Here is a 17112-nt window from a genome sequence, read left to right as displayed (position 1 = left end):
AGCGAGAAATACCTATGACTATGACGCCCGCGAATGTTCCTGACAAGCCGGCTCTAGAAGGACTTGAAACTCTCTGGGATAAAAGATGGGAAGAGTCAGGTCTGTACCGCTTCCGCAAGGAAGGTCAGAGCCGCGAGAGTGTTTACTCCATTGACACCCCTCCCCCCACCGCATCTGGCTCACTGCACATCGGGCACGTATTCAGTTACACCCACACAGATGTCATCGCCCGTTTCCAACGCATGCGCGGCAAGGAAGTTTTCTACCCTGCAGGTTGGGATGACAACGGTCTTCCCACGGAACGTCGCGTTCAGAACTACTACGGAGTACGCTGCGACCCCAGTCTCCCCTATGTTGAGAACTTTGTTCCACCATTCGAAGGCGGAGACAATAAAAGCTCAAAGGCAGCGGATCAGCTTCCCATTAGCCGCAAGAACTTCATTGAACTGTGTGAAAAGCTCACCGTAGAAGATGAAAAGCAATTCGAGGATGTTTGGCGTCAACTCGGTCTTTCTGTGGACTGGACCCAGACTTATCGCACCATCTCTGATGAGACCATCACCACCAGCCAGTTGGCTTTCATCAATAACTACGCACGTGGTGAGGCATACCAGGCGATGGCTCCGACCCTGTGGGATGTGACTTTCCGCACTGCAGTGGCACAGGCTGAACTCGAAGATAAAGAAATGCCTGGCGCCTACCACCGTTTGACTTTCCACAAGCCTGACGGAGGTCACATAGAGATCATGACCAGCCGTCCCGAGCTACTTCCTGCCTGTGTTGCTCTGGTGGCACACCCCGATGACGAGCGTTACAAGCCCTATTTCGGCAAGACAGTGAAGACCCCTGTCTTCGGTGTTGAGGTTCCTGTTCTCGCTCACCACCTGGCGCAACCAGACAAGGGCACAGGTATTGCCATGATCTGTACCTTTGGTGACGTCACCGACGTGATCTGGTGGCGTGAACTCAACCTGCCAACCCGCGCTGTCATCGGCTTTGATGGTCGTTTCGTATCCGAAGCGCCAGAAGGAATTCAATCCCCTCAAGCACAAGCTGCGTACGCTGAGCTTGCTGGCAAGACTGCCTTCAGCGCTAAGACCGCCATGGTCGAGATGCTCAAGGCATCAGGTGAGATGCTCGGCGAACCGGAGCCTATTTCGCATCCAGTTAAATTCTTCGAAAAGGGCGACAAACCACTTGAAATTGTCTCCACTCGCCAATGGTATTTAGTCAACGGCGCCAAGGATGACCAACTAAAGAAGAAGCTTATTGATCTTGGGCAGGAAATGTCATGGCACCCCGACTTTATGCGTGTTCGCTACGAGAACTGGGTCAATGGTCTTAACGGTGACTGGCTCATCTCCCGTCAGCGGTTCTTTGGTGTACCCATTCCTGTATGGTACCCACTCGATGGTGATGGCAACCCCGTCTTCGATGAGCCCATCATCGCAAAGAGGGAACAGCTGCCCGTTGATCCTTCCACCGATGTTCCCGATGGCTACACCGAAGCACAGCGCGGTATCCCAGGAGGTTTCCAGGGTGAAGTTGACGTCATGGACACCTGGGCAACCTCAAGTCTGACCCCTCAACTAGCTGGTGGGTGGGAGCGTGATGAGGACCTGTGGAATCTGGTATTCCCATACGACCTGCGCCCCCAAGGTCAGGACATCATACGTACGTGGCTGTTCTCCACCATGTTGCGTTCTGCTTTGCAAAACGATGGCAAGCCATGGACCAATGCTGCAATTTCTGGCTTTATTGTCGATCCTGACCGTAAAAAGATGTCCAAGTCCAAGGGCAACGTCGTCACTCCTGCAGACATGCTGGATCAGCACGGCTCCGATGCTGTGCGTTATTGGGCGGCAAGCAGTCGTTTGGGAACAGACGCAGCCTTCGACCCACAAAACCCCACCCAGATCAAGATTGGCCGCCGCTTAGCGATCAAGCTCTTGAATGCATCCAAGTTCATCTTGGGATTCGATGCTCCAAAAGACACTGTGATAACCAATCCACTGGATTTGAGCATGCTCGAAACTCTTCACAACGTGGTTCGAGAGGCAACTGAGGCGTTGGAGAACTATGACCACGCCAAAGCATTAGAAGTGACAGAACATTACTTCTGGACCTTCACAGATGACTATCTCGAGTTAGTCAAAGAACGTGCCTATAACCAAGAGCACCCAGAGCAGGCTTCCGCAGCTGCTGCTCTCAACCAAGCACTAACTGTTTTTCTGCGTCTACTCGCACCTGTTCTGCCATTTGCCGCAGAAGAAGCATGGTCCTGGTTCAATGACGACAGTATTCACCGTTCTACCTGGCCTGTTCCAGGAGATGATGTTATTGGTAACCCCGAGGTACTCAAGGCCGCCTCCGAGGCACTTATTGGTATTCGTCGAGCAAAAACTGAAGCCTCAGCTAGCCAAAAGACTGAGGTTCTCACAGCGACTATCGCTGCATCGGAAGCAACTATTTCTCTCCTTGAAGCTGCTCAGAGTGACTTGATGGCTACAGGTCGAATTGCACAACTCACCTTCGAAGAAGCATCCGAGCTTGGTGTGAGCCAGATTGAACTTGCCCCAGCACCGGAAACCACGCAGGAAAAGTGATGCAGCTTGGAACAAGATGGAAAGCTCATACTGAGCCTCCTCAAACGCTAGACAAGGCAGTTCGGGAAGCTGTTGCCGAGGTCGAACGTGAACTTACTGCGCTCATACAGGACACTAGTGGGTGGTTTTGGACTTTGACCTATCTAGAAAATCGTCCCGTGGTTCAGCTAGATGACGGGATCACGATACGCCTCAATGTTGATGGGTATATCTCAGTGACACAAGAGGACTAAGAAGAATTCTCTACATCATTGTCTTCTTGTCATAAGGACTCATTTCAAGGGATGAACCACGCTCACTTGAGATTTGCCTCTGCGGCACAACAGCTAATGCCCATAAGTACCTGCAAAAACAGGTGTTATCACCTCAAAGTGAGGTACATTTAACCGTTGGTTTAAAGATTAAACGATTAGGCAGGGGGTGTTTCGTATGCGTGTTTTACGAATACCTCGTCATGCCCATGGAAGAAACATCTTCCTGAGGTTCTTCATAGCATCTTGCGCCATGGTGCTTGGCTTAGTGATCATCACACATTCGGTTGGGTTCCAGTCAGACGATAGTTTCGCCGCTACCTCGAACAAATGCGATGGAGCTGCAGGAAACGATCAAAATAACCTCAACGTAACGGCTAAACACGGAAGTGTTTTTTATATTGATTCAGGCCAAGGCCAAAATATCGATGCTGCCTATGTGTCTTATGTCATCAAAAACACCTCCAGCGCTAGCGACAAAACAGGTCTGTGGGCCAAAATTGACACCTTTACGGGTGGAGTTGTTTCATTAGCAAACCCCAATGATGCAACCATGCCGCTGGGAACTGTTGCTAAGGGAAACGACAGCGCGACCGCTTTCTTTTTACTCAAGGCCACGGCGTCAAGCTCCAGTGCACAATCGCATGTATTACGCGTGTTTTCTGGAAAGCCAGGTTTGGCAGGAAGTACTGAGGTTTATTCGTGTACTTTCACGTTCAGCAAAGTTGCCGAAACCATCAAAGCAGCTGCCAATAAAGTCACCAACATCACTAATACCTCGGTAACTACTTTAGGTTCCACCATGACGGTCACCGTTACAGGTTCTACTGGAACAGTTGGTGCAGGAAGCACTGCCGATCCAGGCATCTTGTGGTTTAGCCCAGCGGCTCGTTCTTCGTGGCCCACAGGTGCGTATCGTCTTACTGGAACATCCATCTCTGTAGTTGGTCAAGGAAACAAAGCGGCTGGAACATACACAGACACTTTGAAAGTAACCCTGGCTGAACTTCAATCAACAACAGGAAACAGTAATACAAAACAATTTGATTACACAGCTGTATATAGCTTCCAAGTAGTTGGCCCATCTCCCAGCGGCGCAACTGTTCTACCAATCGGTCAAATCGCATCTGGAACACAAATCAAACATTCGGATGTGAGTGCAACCGGCAGTACAGCATCCCTTTCAGCGAGCACACCAACAGTAAATCTTGGCGTGACAAAAACGGTGGGTAATACTGCCACTGTTGCCGGTGGGAATACGACTTTTAGCTACACCGTAACGATGACAAACTCGGGTTCAACAGACGTCACTATTGATCAGGTTACAGACACACCTGCTCCTGGCTTGAGTTACGTTGCAAACTCAGTTCGGTTTAGTTCTGCATCTACTACAGAACCGAGTAGGTCTAGCACTGATTCGACAAAACTTATATTTCCCGGGCCCTATCTAATTCCTGCAAATAGCTCCAGAACTATTACCTACAACATGGCTGTGACTACCTGTGTCACAAGTACTTATGACTACACCAACACTGCTGTGGCTTCTGTGGGTTCGCTCAGCATCGGTTCAAGTCCAAGCACCATGTCATACACCTCTGCGCAGGGAACGTGCGGACAAACAACTGTGACAGCGACGACTACGACGCAACAACTTCCCATCGAAGCTGTGACGGGTACAGCACAAGTTACAGGAAATACCACTGCAACAATTTCAGGATCGATTGACCCCAATGGTGACACTGGGAGCGCAATGGTTTTTCAATACGGCACTTCTCCTACGCTCAGCAGTGCGACAAGCATCAGTATTGGAAACACTGCGGGTGGAACAGGTTCAGTCAACTACACGTCGAACTTATCTGGACTTAACTCCGGCACCGTTTACTACTACCGGATCAAGGGTGGAAATGTTAATGGAGCAATTCTCTCATTTGTAACAACTGAGCCCGTAAGCAACCCCACCGCAACAACTGGAACCGTGACGAACTTAACGTTGTCCAGCGGAAAGATTGACGTAACGCTCAACGGTTCAATTGACCCCAATCAGGTAACAAATGGAGCCAAAGTAAAATTTGAATACGCCTCCTCGAATGGAACCAATTCCTGTACTTCTTTGGGAACGACAGTCCCTGTCCCCGGTTCGGGATACCTACAAGACGGTGGCGCAGATATTTTGCTTGCAGGTGCGTTCCCTACCGATGTAAACACTGTGGACTCTGGAACCGGAAACACAGTAGTTACAGGCTTAACAAACAACAGCTGGTATTGCTTCCGAGTAATTGCTTATTACAGCACAAGCTACGCAACAGCTGCATCAGGAGCATGGGTGCCCTTTCAAGCACTTGTAAAAACCAACCAAACGATTACTTTTTCTGGACCAGGCACTCTGCAAAATGGAACAAACTGGACAATATCTGGCTCTACTACCTCTGGCCTGACTGTCAATTATGCGTCAAATACTCCTGATGTTTGCATCATTAGTGGGGGCCAGATAGTCACACTTAGTCAGGGCACATGTTCAATAACGGCCTCCCAAGATGGCAGTACAACTTTTTATGCTGCCGAACCAGTTACGATAACTTTTCCAGTTACAGCTGGCGCTCCGTATATAACCAACATTGAGCTGTTATCAGGTACGGTCAATTCTTCGTACTCAGAATTACTCATCGCAGTGGATGGTAATGGAGTTTATTCCAACTACACTAAAGCCTCTGGTGATCTTCCCCCAGGAATTTACCTCAATGCTTCGACCGGAGCCTTAACAGGAACTCCAACCACTGCAGGAACATATACCGCCAGTTATACAGTGGTGAGTAATTCTCAAACCTCACAAACGAAAACTTTGACAATTGTGGTGTCGAAGAAACCACAAACAATTACTGTTTCAAACAAAAACAAGACATACGGTGACACTGCAAGCTTCGCCGCAGGTGGAGTTGCCAGCAGTGGGCAAAACGTTTCATACACATCGTCGAACAATCAGGTCGTAAGTGTAAACGGAACAGATTTAGTCATTCGCGGTGCTGGAACTGCAACCGTTACAGCAAGTGCAAGTGGTAACTCCGAATTTAATGCCGCTCCTGATGTTAATTTCACAGTCACAATTGCAAAAGCTCCCCTAACGATCACAGGAAATAGTTATTCCGTTGAATACGGAACATCTACATTTACCTACGGCAAATCAATAAGTGGCTTTGTTTACTCAGATACAGAAAGCGACTTAACCTCTCCCATTTCGTGTACTTCGACATACACAAGTCTGACCAATGCAGGGTCAACCCCTCAAGTCGCTTGTTCCGGAGCTGCGTCGACTAATTATTCATTCAATTACGTGCCAGGTACCGTCACAGTCACTAAGAAAGATTTAGATGTATCAGGCTTAGTTCATAGCAGTGTTGAATATGGCTCAAGCGTTCCATCACTAGCACCGCAATACTCTGGATTTGTAAACGGACAGGGCGTTGTTAACCTTGGTGCAAGCTTGCCTACTTGTTCTACTGCTTACACGCCAAATACACACGTGAACTCAATTCCAGTTGCCATTACGTGTTCTGGCGGAACAGCTACGAACTATAACTACGTGTATCACCCAGGTTCAATTACCGTCGTCCAAAAACCCATCACTGTTTCTCCCCCAACAGTTTCAGTTCAGTATGGGGACCCTCTTCCCAGCATTGGTTCACCAACCTTTAGCCCGCTTGCAAATGGGGAAACATCTAGTGTTTTCGACGTACTGCCATCCTGCAACGCTTCAGGCTATTCAGTAACCACCAACGTGAACGAGACAATTTCGGTGACCTGTGCGAATGGCTCAGACGGAGACTATTCCTTTAGTTATACCTCGCGAAATGTAAACATTACACAACGACCCATAACTATTGAAAGCAAGGTAATTGACCTAACTTACGGAGATCCAATACCCAGTGGTACTGATTTAGCTCCAGACTTTAGTGGCTTTGTAAACGGTCAAAATGAATCAGTTCTCAGCACGCCAGCTTCCTGTGTAACCACTTACCAACGCACGTCAAATGTGGGTTCTAATCCCAGCATTTCTTGTTCTAACGCAAGCGCGACTAATTATTCATTTAGTTACTTACCTTCGTATGTCAACATCTCTAAGAAGCAGCTCAACGTCTCCGCCCCCAATCATGTGCTCACCTATGGAGACCCAGTCCCCTCGTTGTCTCCGATAATTTCTGGGTTTGTAAACGGACAAAACAGTAGTGCTTTGAGCGTTCAACCACAGTGCCAAACTAGTTACTCACCAACTACCTCTGCATCCCAAACACCAACAATTTCATGTTCAGGCGCAAACGCAACTAATTACTCTTTTGCTTATGTGAATGGGGTCGCAACAATCAATAAAAAGGGTCTGACAGTAACTGGACCTTCACGATTTGTTACGTATGGCGATGCAGTTCCTTCACTGACACCGACAATTTCTGGCTTTGTTAATTCTGAAAACGAATCAAATCTAGCAACCGCACCCTCCTGCACAACCGTTTATACGAACACAACGGGTGCTTCAAACACCCCTGTTCCCATCGTTTGTGCCAATAATGGGGTCTCCAATAACTACAGCTTTAGCTACAGCAACGGCTCAATTACTGTTGCCAAAAAAACCTTGAGTGTGACTGGCCCATCTCGAATAGTGACGTACGGGGATCCAATTCCATCTCTCACCCCTTCAGTATCAGGTTTTGTCAATTCAGAGAATGTAGATGATCTCGACACAGCACCAACATGTTCAACTACATACACGAATCAGACACATGCATCGAGTACGCCAGTCACGATTAGTTGTCAAAACAACGGGGTTTCAGCAAATTACAGTTTCAACTACAACAATGGTTCAATCACTGTAAACAAAAAAATATTGACCGTTTCGGCTCCAAACCCTGTTGTAACCTATGGCGACCCAGTGCCAACTTTGACACCAACATTTGCCGGGTGGGTCAACAATGAAAACAGTTCACACCTAACGAACACGCCGACCTGTGTTTCGACTTATTCACTTTCAAGTTCCGCGGGAACTTATCCGTCAGTGACATGCTCTGGTGCGAACTCAGGAAACTACAGCTTTCTCTACAATACCGGCGCATTCACCATCAACAAAGCCAATCAAACACTGAACTTCAACCCTGTGAGTGTTCCAACTCTTCAACCTGGTGGTTCGCATTCTCTCATTGCGAACAGTACTTCTGGATTGACGCCAGCCGTTACTACTTCTGGCGAATGCTCTTATAACCCAAGCAGCAACGAAATCACCGCAAACATATCTATCACATCGGCAACTGTGACTTGCACAGTCACAGCGTCTATCGGATCGTCGACAAACTTTAACCCGGCAACCAGCATCTCTCAGACCTTTAACATCACAGGTCCGGCCAAAATTGTCAGAACCCTCAACGCCGCTCTTTCTCCAGCTGTCTCAACTACAACTATTGACGCACAGATTTCGCTAATTCCAGCATTGTCACCAAATCAAGGCACATTGTCTTTCACTTCAAATACAACCGGAGTTTGTGCCATTAATCAGACCACCGGAGTCATTACTCTGCTCAGCGTAGGAACATGTTCAGTAGAGGTTGAAGCTGAGGAAGACAGCACCTACACGTCGGTTCATGCCGGTCCATATTCGTTCCAGGTTACGTCTGGTAACAGAACACTAACTCTTACCGCCACTCCTACGTCACTAAACGTAGGACAAACTTCAACTTTGTCTACTAACCTCACACGGGGTGGGGGCAACATCACATACATCATGACCTCGGGTTCAAACGTTTGTTCAATTTCAAACAATCGAATCACTGCAACTCAGCAAGGTACATGTGGTGTCTATGCCTTTGTTGGCTCTAATGGAAACTTCAGCGCTGCTATGAGCAACACAGTCACCATTACTTTCAACATTATTTATGTTCAACAACAGACACCGGTTGCACCTCGCATAATTAATGTTCCGCCAGCGCCCATTGTTCCCACTGCACCCATCCCTGCGAACTTAGTACCACCGACAGCTAGATCAACTCCGGCACCTGTTTTAACTTTGCCTGTACCTAAAACTGAGGAGCCTAAAATTGGTTCCCCAGTTGCATCAGGTGCACCGGTCAGAACATCCAACTCTGTAGATACGGTGGATACAGGAAAAGGTGTAATTCCTGGAAAGACAGGAAACATTTCAGGAAACGAAGCAACTAGAAGCATCGAATCCATCAAAGAAGAAGCCCTGTCAGGATTTGCTCCGGGCGTTTCCACACGAATAGAAATCATTGGGGCAAGAACCACAGGTCAATTTGTCATAACACCTGGACAAATTGGAGATCCTGTCGCAATCGCAGCCGCGATCAAGGAATCTACCGATAGAAACGCAACAGATTTTGCCCAGATAACCAGTGCCCAACCAACTTCTCAACCAACCAAAAACCAAATTCTCAGCGGGCCAACCACTCAGGACGCAGTTGACGTTTTTGCAGCTAGTGATTTGGCTAAACCAGTAACCGTTGGTTCTTTGAACCTGGGCGCGGCAACAAATTGGTTAAAGGTGGAAGCCCAAGTTGCCACATACAAGCCAGGCAGTGTGGTCTATTTGGCTGTGACGACTAGTCCCATCATCTTTGGTTCAGCTGTGGTGGGAGAAGACGGCAAAGTCGCTATTTCGGGAAATCTGCCTTTGAGCTTGCTCGAAGACGGGGGTCACAATATACGCCTCGTTGGGACCAGAGAGCTTGATGGTGTTTCAGCAGGCTCCGATGGTCAAATTCAACTCTCAGATACAACTTTGAATGAGATAAAAAAGTTCGACACAGGTTCCAAAGCAACCATCAAATTGGTCGGCGCAAACACTTCCGGTGGTGTCCACCAAGTTGTCCGTGAAATTCCTCTTGAAAAGAACGTGCCTTGGTGGACTTTATGGATTCAACTCGTATTTGCCTTGAACGCCTTAATTATCCGTCTGTTTGCACGACGCTGGACTTTTGCTGCCCGAGTTGTAGCGACTGCCGTAGTTGGTGGGGTGACATTTTTACCAGTGGTTGCGGGATGGATTACTTCTAGCTACGAAGTCATGTTTTTTGGTCTAATAATTGGAGCTGGAAGTATTTTCTCGAGTTGGATATTCCCAACCAGAAATCTTAGGAAGAAGACAGATTAACAGTTGCGTTGAGCTCAAAACTAACTGCGTCGTAATTAATTGTTTTCAACATTGTTTTGCATCTTTTCTAATTCCCTGTGTACCTCTGTCATATCTAGGGCTTTGACTTGACCGACTAGGTCTTCCAGGGCCGCCGGCGGCAATGCTCCTGGTTGCGAGAAAAGCAGAATGCTGTCTCGGAAAATCATCAGAGTAGGAATTGACTGAATTCCAGCAGCGGCTGCCAGTGATTTTTCTGCTTCGGTGTCTACTTTTCCGAACACAATCTCAGGGTGATTTTCTGAAATCGCCTCAAAAGTTGGCGCAAACATCTTGCAGGGACCACACCACTCAGCCCAGAAATCAACAACGACTATGTCGTTGCCCATGATGGTGGAATCAAAGTTTTCAGCGGTGAGTTCTACAGAAGCCATGTTCTTATCTTACAGCAAAAATAAATACCCCCGGGGGTATACTAAAGAAATGTTAATGAAGTCTTCCTACCAATGGGATGATGCGGCCGACACGTGATGCATAAGCCCGATATTGAGGAAAATGTGCGATCAACAGTTGCTCTTCGAATCTTGCTTTATAGGACAGTAAAAAGATAAGTAATCCGTATGACACCAGAGTGAGAACCGATCCTGCAGGCAAGGTAAGGCCCAAACCAATGAGTATCAAACCTAAATAAATCGGATGACGCACAATGGCATACATTCCCGAAGTTCGTAAAACGGCATTGTGTTTTGGTACGGGAGTTGCAGTAAGTGAGCTACCCAAGCTGATAATTCCTAACAGAGTGATGACGAAACCCAGCAACAACACAACAAATGAAAACGTACCCACTATTTCGGATACAGACCAGAAGTCACCGTGAGGGAGGAAGACAATTGCACCTAACAGCACAAACTGCACAACAACTAAATAGACACCTTTACTTTTATTACTCATCCCCACATCATGCCTGATGGAAAGATTGAGATGACCACACCATTCGAATTACCGCCAAACCCAGACCGTAAATGGGGAAGGTTTGGTGAAATTGTTGAAGGCTACAATCAGGAAGTCTTCAATGAGCGAGAAGTGCGTGCAAGCGCAGGGATTTTATTTCTTTTCGGATTTAGTGGCTTTGTCACTGTTCTCAATACGCAAGATTTTCGGCTTGTTCAAGGCTTCGCTCTCTTTTTCCTTATTGACATGATCATCAGGCTGGTGTTCTCTCCGAAGTATTCACCAACGATGACCCTGGGGCGTCTTGCTGTCTACTGGCAAAGACCTGAATGGGTGAGTGCTCGACCGAAAAGACTTGCATGGGGGTTGGGTTTTGGCCTGGCGTTGACGACGTGTTTGTTGATGGGACGATTGGGTGCACCTGTGCCAGTGGTCTTGACAATGTGTGGAATATGCCTGAGCGTGCTCTTTCTCGAGGCAGCATTTGGAATTTGTGTGGGTTGCTTCCTCCAACAACGACTCAGTAATGAACAACCAGAATTGTGTCCAGGTGATACCTGCAACTATGTGCCCTGAAAACAGAAAACATAAACACTTATTCATAGCTATTTCATAGGTTGTACATAGTTCACTCATATACCCCCGGGGGTATCTTTGAATTATCCCAATAGAAAGTTGTTCGCCATGAAGAAATCAACAGTAATCACCGCTACAGCCCTCGCTAGTGTTATCGGCATTGCAGGAGTTTCAGCAGCTGTACTAACCAGCACACCCCCTGCACCTATTGCAGTTAGCCAGCCCCCTCAAGAAGTAACAGCTGCTGACGAAGTGCAGGCACTAGAAGAAGAGTCGACCTCTACAGAAACCACCAGTACAGAAGACTTGCTCCTGTATCTCATCGAAGAAGAGAAGCTTGCCCACGATGTCTACACTGTTCTTGGTCAGACTTGGGGCGGAAACACTTTCACAAATATTTTGGCCAGCGAAAGTACCCACCAAGATCAGGTGTTAAGTTTGCTCAATGCATATGAACTGGCAGATCCACGCTCGTCAGAAATCGGTGTATTTGTGAACCCTGATCTGCAGGCGCTGTACGACCAGCTCATCGCTCAAGGATTGACCAGTCAAACAGAGGCTTACAAAGTTGGCGTCTTGATTGAAGAAACTGACATTGCAGACCTTACTCGTGCAATGAATTCAACTACTGACACATCCATTCTCGCCACACTGGATAAACTTCGTTCCGCGAGCGAAAGTCATCTTGCAGCATTCAGTAAGAAACTCTAAGCAAAAAAGTTTTGTGGGTGTGGGAGAGATTCCACACCCTACTTTCTTTGCGTAAGCACCACACCTTCGTATACCAAACCATTAATCGTGCCAACAAAGCCACATGAAGTTTTGGAATGGCAACTTCGACGATTCCCCTTTATATTTGCTCCAATAACAACGGATTCAGTTGTAAATTTCCGGTTACAGAGGGTCTTTCAGGTGTTGAAGAGGACTAGAGTAAGTAATCGAACATAGGTTTACTATCCAATGTTCTTTCATGGCCTCAAAGAAGAGAGATGTTATGCCAGAATCCTTTGTCCCCGGTAGCGGCTCGAGGGTCGCACTGAAACGTAATCTCGGCATGTGGGCCATTGTGGCTCTTGGCCTGGGTTACATGACCCCAACTGTTGTCTTTGACACCTTCGGTATGGTTGCCGAAACTACAAACAACGTTGTGCCGCTGGCATACCTGGTTGCTTTGATCGTGATGATCTTCACGGCAATTAGCTACGGCAAGATGTCTGCAGAGTTCCCTTCAGCTGGTTCTGCATATACCTACGCGAAGAATTCGATCCACCCCAACGTTGGTTTCATGGTGGGTTGGACATCCATGCTGGACTACATGCTGTTGCCTTTGGTCAACATCATCATCGTTCGCAGTTACATGGAATCCTTCTTTCCGGAAATTGATGGCGCTGTCTGGGTCATCCTCTTCACTGTTCTTGCTACAGGAATTATCTACGTCACCATGCGTGGTACTTCGAACGTCAACACGATTCTGCTCATCATTGCAATCGCAGCAATGCTTGCCTTCGTTGTGATGGTTATTGTTCAGCTTCTCGGTGGCGCCGGTGAGGGAACGCTCATCACTCCAACCCCATTCGTTCACGAAGGCGTTGACTTCTCGCTCGTTCTTCTTGGTGCAACCATCGTTTGCTTCAGCTTCATTGGTTTCGATGCTGTCACCATGTACGTAGAAGAAGCTCGTACCCCCAAGGTTGTTCCTCGTGCGATCATGCTCACCGTACTCATCGGTGGCGGTATCTTCATCGTGACTGCATACTTCACCCAGGCACTCTTCCCTGACTGGAATGTATTCGCTCCAGGTGGAGACCGTCAGTACGTTGACGATTCAACACTGCCCATCATTGGTGAGCTCGTCGGTGGTCAAACCATGAAGATCATCCTGACCGCAGCTGGCTTTGCCGCAACTATTGCTTCTCTGCTTGCATCACAGGCATCCGTGGCTCGTATGCTGCTGGTTATGGGACGTAACAACGTTCTCCCCAACAAGCTCTTTGGCTACGTCAACCCCAAGACTCAGACTCCAACCTTCAACGTCATCCTTGCTGGTGTCGTCTGCTTGACCGGTGTTGTACTGACCTTGGCTGACATTGTTCACTTCATCAACTTCGGTGCGTTGATTGCGTTTAGCTTCGTCAACATCTCCGTATTTGCGTGGTTTGCAATCCGTCAGGGCCGCCGTAAGACAGGATCAGACATTTTCAAGTTTGTTATCCTGCCACTTGTTGGTCTTGCAATGACCATCATCCTGTGGGTCAACCTCTCCCCCGAGGCTCTCACTGGTGGTCTCATCTGGGCCGGTGTTGGTCTGGTTTGGTTGATCATCCTGACTCGCGGATTCCGCAAGCAGGTTGCAGGCTTCGATGAGGCACAGCCAGTTACTGGCTTCAACAAAGTAGTCAAGTAACACTCAACTACAATCAGGCCCCGTCACCTTCTGGTGACGGGGCCTGATGCGTTATGAAGTGGTTTATGCCTTCTTGAGTTCTTCAGCAACCAAGAATGCAAGCTCGAGTGATTGCATGTGGTTGAGTCGAGGGTCACACAAAGACTCGTAACGGCTTTCCAAGTCCTTCTCATCAATCTGTTCAGAACCACCCAAACATTCAGTGACATCGTCACCTGTGAGTTCTACGTGCACTCCACCGGGGAATGTCCCAACCTGGCGGTGTGCTTCGAAGAAACCACGAACTTCGTCCATGACATCGTCAAAACGACGGGTCTTGTAACCATTGGGGGTAGTGATTCCGTTTCCATGCATGGGATCAGTAATCCAGAGAGGATTTGCATCCATTTCTTTGATCGCTTCAAGTAGCGGAGGTAACGCCTCACGAATCTTGCCTGCGCCCATACGGGTGATGAAGGTCAAACGGCCTGGCTCTCGTTCAGGGTCCAGTTTGTCAATAAGTTTTTTCATGTTGTCAACATCTGTGGTGGGACCGAGCTTCACACCAATGGGGTTTCGGACACGAGATAGGAAGTCAACGTGTGCACCATCAAGTTCACGTGTGCGCTCACCGATCCACAAGAAGTGTGCACTGGTGTTGTACGGGGTTCCAGTCCGTGAATCGATGCGTGTCATGGGACGCTCATAGTCCATCAGCAGTGCTTCGTGGGAAACAAAGAACTCTGTGGTCTTGAGAGCATCAAAATCAGCGCCACAAGCAGCCATAAATTTGATTGCGCGATCAATTTCGTTGGCCATAGCTTCGTATTCGACGTTGGCAGGGTTTTTGGCGAAACCTTGGTTCCAACGGTGTACTTCACGAAGGTCTGCAAAACCACCTGTGGTGAAAGCCCGGATGAGGTTCAAGGTTGCTACTGATGTGTTGTATGCCTGAAGCAGGCGCTCTGGATTTGCTGTGCGTGATTCTGTAGTGAAGTCGTAGCCGTTGACGATATCGCCACGGTAAGCAGGCAGGGTTACATCACCACGAGTTTCCGTGTCGCTCGAGCGAGGCTTAGCAAACTGCCCAGCCATACGACCCATTTTGATGACCGGCATCTCTGCTGCGTAGGTAAGTACAACAGCCATTTGAAGAACAGTCTTAATGCGGTTACGAATCTTGTCCGCTGTCGCACCAGCAAAAGTCTCTGCGCAATCTCCACCCTGTAGAAGGAATGCCTGACCTTGAGCTGCCCTTGCGAGACGTTCACGCAGAGTGTCCACTTCACCGGCAAAAACTAGAGGCGGAAGAGCAGCTAACTGTGCACTGGTTGCTTTAACTGCTTCAGTATTTGGCCATTCAGGTTGCTGCTTGATAGGAAGTGTGCGCCAATAGTCCAAACCCTCGATGACGGTCTTGTCAGCGACGATATTGGGCTCAGTTTGGCTAGCCACGAAGGAACTCTCCTAAAAATGGATGCGTGATGGGAATCACTGCTTGTGAATGCTTGTCTCAATTGGCTTTATCTAGCCAAGTCTTAAGCTTATCTTGCGCTGACGGGGCGTTTTTCACGCACAGACGAGGCATAGACATCGTCATACTCTTGGCCTGACAAGCCAGCGAGCTCATAAATGATTTCATCTGTCACAGCACGAAGTATGAAACGATCACCCTCCATACCTTGGAATCGGGAAAAGTCCAAAGGTTTACCGATGATGATTCCGGGACGACGCAACTTGGGCCACTTAGAACCAATCGGCATGATCTTTTCGGTGTCAATCATGGCAACAGGAATAACTGGGACCCCAGCTTCTAAAACCATTCGAGCAATACCGGTGCGACCGCGATAAAGCTTGGCATCGGGTGAACGAGTTCCCTCGGGGTAAATTCCTAAAACGCGACCCTCAGCCAACACGCGTAGGCCTGTATTCAAACTAGCCTCTGAAGCTTTTCCGCCAGAGCGGTCAATGGGCAACATACCGGTACCCTTCATAAACCACTTCGTGGCCCAACCTTTAATGCCTTTTGTGGTGAAGTATTCGCTCTTTGCTAAAAAGACCATTTCCCGATCGATAGAGATCGGAAGAAAAACTGAATCAACAAACGAGAGGTGATTGCTGGCCAAAATCACTCCGCCCTCAGCGGGAATGTTGTCAGCACCGGTGACCCACGGACGAAAGATGCCCTTGAGCAAAGGTCCGGCGATGACGTTTTTCATCAGCCAATAAAACATGCTTTTAGCTTACCGCTAGAGTTTTTCTGCGTGGCGACGCGCAAGATCTGCAGCACCCACGACACCGGCATCATTGACCATTTCAGCAATACGAAATTCTGGTTCTGGGTGGTATCCGCGAGCAGATACGTTACTCAAAAATGACTCACGAATAGGGTTCAGCAGGTGCTCGCCAGCTGCGGCAACACCGCCACCGATGACAAATACTTGTGGATCAAGAATCGCTGAAAGACTGGCACAAGCCACACCCATCCAGCCCCCGAGAGTGCTCACCGCACGCCAGGCGGCGGGATCGCCGTCCTCAAGAAGTTTTTTTCCCTCTTGGGCTTCAAGCCGAGGATTCTGGGTTTCTTCGCGCATGTAGCGCAACAGGGCACGTCCCGAAGCATATGCTTCGATGCATCCTCGCTGTCCACACCCACACTCGAGGCCATCAGGTTGCACACGAAGGTGCCCCAACTCAGCTCCTGCACCGAAACCACCGGTAAACAATTCTCTGTTAGCGATGATTGCTCCACCAACGCCGGTGCCAATGGTGAGCATGGTCATGTGGGTGAAAGATTTCCCTGCACCGAATCTGTACTCTGCCCACCCGGCCGCATTCGCATCGTTTTCAATGACGATAGGTAAATCAATCTTTGCCTCGAGCTTGTCTTTGAGGGGTTCATTGCGCCACGCGATATTTGGGGCGTAGTAAACAGTGGACTGAGCAGCATCAATGAAACCCGCTGCTGCAACACCGGCAGCGATAACTGGGTTGCCTGCTGAAAGTTCCGTGATGAGTGAGACTATGGCCAATTCCATATCTTCAGCGCTGTGCGCAGGGGAAGGAACCTGACTCTTGGTGATGATTTCACCCAGCTCATTGACCAGGGCTGCAGCTATTTTTGTTCCCCCGATATCGATACCAATGGAATACATAGCTGTGAGTCTCCTGAAAGTCTTGGGAGGGAATGGAGGGACTACTAAAGTGTAGTTAACACCG

General features: G+C 48.4%; 11 protein-coding genes. 6 read left to right on the top strand and 5 right to left on the bottom strand.

Annotation, left to right across the window (positions count from 1 at the left end):
- Positions 1 to 20 precede the first annotated feature (20 nt).
- From valS to AURUGA1_RS03570, 3 genes are all read left to right on the top strand, one after another.
- Positions 21 to 2606 carry a valine--tRNA ligase gene (gene valS / locus AURUGA1_RS03580; protein WP_114129709.1) on the top strand — a complete coding sequence of 862 codons (2586 nt, stop codon included), beginning with the start codon at positions 21 to 23 and terminating at the stop codon, positions 2604 to 2606.
- Positions 2606 to 2839, top strand: coding sequence for a hypothetical protein (locus tag AURUGA1_RS03575; RefSeq protein ID WP_114128909.1), 234 nt, complete (start codon positions 2606 to 2608; stop codon positions 2837 to 2839). Before valS ends, AURUGA1_RS03575 begins: the two co-directional genes overlap by 1 nt.
- Before the next feature lie 271 nt (positions 2840 to 3110).
- Entirely contained in the window at positions 3111 to 10004 is a 6894-nt protein-coding gene (locus AURUGA1_RS03570; protein WP_162784049.1) for an MBG domain-containing protein, read from the top strand.
- Positions 10005 to 10039: 35 nt separating this feature from the next.
- On the opposite strand, the gene trxA is transcribed toward AURUGA1_RS03570, so the two are convergent.
- Together trxA and AURUGA1_RS03560 are read right to left on the bottom strand one after the other, a co-directional pair.
- The gene (gene trxA / locus AURUGA1_RS03565) at positions 10040 to 10417 is read right to left on the bottom strand and encodes a thioredoxin (protein WP_114128907.1); all 378 of its coding nucleotides are present in this window, start codon (positions 10415 to 10417) and stop codon (positions 10040 to 10042) included.
- 52 nt (positions 10418 to 10469) lie between these two features.
- Positions 10470 to 10934 (bottom strand): isoprenylcysteine carboxylmethyltransferase family protein, encoded by a 465-nt coding sequence (locus AURUGA1_RS03560; RefSeq protein WP_114128906.1) that lies wholly within the window; start codon positions 10932 to 10934, stop codon positions 10470 to 10472.
- Between the two features lie 30 nt (positions 10935 to 10964).
- On the opposite strand from AURUGA1_RS03560, the gene AURUGA1_RS03555 reads away from it, so the two are divergent.
- The 3 genes from AURUGA1_RS03555 to AURUGA1_RS03545 all read left to right on the top strand — a co-directional run bounded on the left by AURUGA1_RS03555 (position 10965) and on the right by AURUGA1_RS03545 (position 13914).
- Positions 10965 to 11510, top strand: coding sequence for a DUF4395 domain-containing protein (locus AURUGA1_RS03555; protein ID WP_162784048.1), 546 nt, complete (start codon positions 10965 to 10967; stop codon positions 11508 to 11510).
- A gap of 108 nt (positions 11511 to 11618) precedes the next feature.
- On the top strand, positions 11619 to 12221 hold the full coding sequence (locus AURUGA1_RS03550) for a DUF2202 domain-containing protein (protein ID WP_114128904.1): 603 nt from the start codon (positions 11619 to 11621) through the stop codon (positions 12219 to 12221).
- A gap of 343 nt (positions 12222 to 12564) precedes the next feature.
- Positions 12565 to 13914 carry an APC family permease gene (locus AURUGA1_RS03545; protein WP_114129708.1) on the top strand — a complete coding sequence of 450 codons (1350 nt, stop codon included), beginning with the start codon at positions 12565 to 12567 and terminating at the stop codon, positions 13912 to 13914.
- A gap of 63 nt (positions 13915 to 13977) precedes the next feature.
- Here AURUGA1_RS03545 and AURUGA1_RS03540 read toward each other — a convergent pair whose 3' ends face one another.
- From AURUGA1_RS03540 to AURUGA1_RS03530, 3 genes are all read right to left on the bottom strand, one after another.
- A complete protein-coding gene (locus tag AURUGA1_RS03540; protein ID WP_114128903.1) occupies positions 13978 to 15348 on the bottom strand; it encodes a class II 3-deoxy-7-phosphoheptulonate synthase in 1371 nt (456 codons plus the stop codon).
- Between the two features lie 89 nt (positions 15349 to 15437).
- The gene (locus tag AURUGA1_RS03535; RefSeq protein WP_114128902.1) at positions 15438 to 16127 is read right to left on the bottom strand and encodes a 1-acyl-sn-glycerol-3-phosphate acyltransferase; all 690 of its coding nucleotides are present in this window, start codon (positions 16125 to 16127) and stop codon (positions 15438 to 15440) included.
- 15 nt (positions 16128 to 16142) lie between these two features.
- Positions 16143 to 17048: an ROK family glucokinase gene (locus tag AURUGA1_RS03530; RefSeq protein ID WP_114128901.1), complete on the bottom strand. Its 906-nt coding sequence runs from the start codon at positions 17046 to 17048 to the stop codon at positions 16143 to 16145.
- Positions 17049 to 17112: the final 64 nt, after the last annotated feature.

This window comes from Aurantimicrobium sp. MWH-Uga1 (genome assembly GCF_003325955.1).
GTDB lineage: Bacteria > Actinomycetota > Actinomycetes > Actinomycetales > Microbacteriaceae > Aurantimicrobium.
This window is presented reverse-complemented; position numbering and strand designations above follow the sequence as displayed.

What these genes read in the sequence shown, in the direction of transcription:
- valS (WP_114129709.1), top strand. Translation starts at nt 21, where the DNA reads ATGACGCCCGCGAATGTTCCTGACAAGCCGGCTCTAGAAGGACTTGAA.
- AURUGA1_RS03575 (WP_114128909.1), top strand. Translation starts at nt 2,606, where the DNA reads ATGCAGCTTGGAACAAGATGGAAAGCTCATACTGAGCCTCCTCAAACG.
- AURUGA1_RS03570 (WP_162784049.1), top strand. Translation starts at nt 3,111, where the DNA reads ATGGTGCTTGGCTTAGTGATCATCACACATTCGGTTGGGTTCCAGTCA.
- trxA (WP_114128907.1), bottom strand. Translation starts at nt 10,417, where the DNA reads ATGGCTTCTGTAGAACTCACCGCTGAAAACTTTGATTCCACCATCATG.
- AURUGA1_RS03560 (WP_114128906.1), bottom strand. Translation starts at nt 10,934, where the DNA reads ATGAGTAATAAAAGTAAAGGTGTCTATTTAGTTGTTGTGCAGTTTGTG.
- AURUGA1_RS03555 (WP_162784048.1), top strand. Translation starts at nt 10,965, where the DNA reads ATGACCACACCATTCGAATTACCGCCAAACCCAGACCGTAAATGGGGA.
- AURUGA1_RS03550 (WP_114128904.1), top strand. Translation starts at nt 11,619, where the DNA reads ATGAAGAAATCAACAGTAATCACCGCTACAGCCCTCGCTAGTGTTATC.
- AURUGA1_RS03545 (WP_114129708.1), top strand. Translation starts at nt 12,565, where the DNA reads ATGTGGGCCATTGTGGCTCTTGGCCTGGGTTACATGACCCCAACTGTT.
- AURUGA1_RS03535 (WP_114128902.1), bottom strand. Translation starts at nt 16,127, where the DNA reads ATGTTTTATTGGCTGATGAAAAACGTCATCGCCGGACCTTTGCTCAAG.
- AURUGA1_RS03530 (WP_114128901.1), bottom strand. Translation starts at nt 17,048, where the DNA reads ATGTATTCCATTGGTATCGATATCGGGGGAACAAAAATAGCTGCAGCC.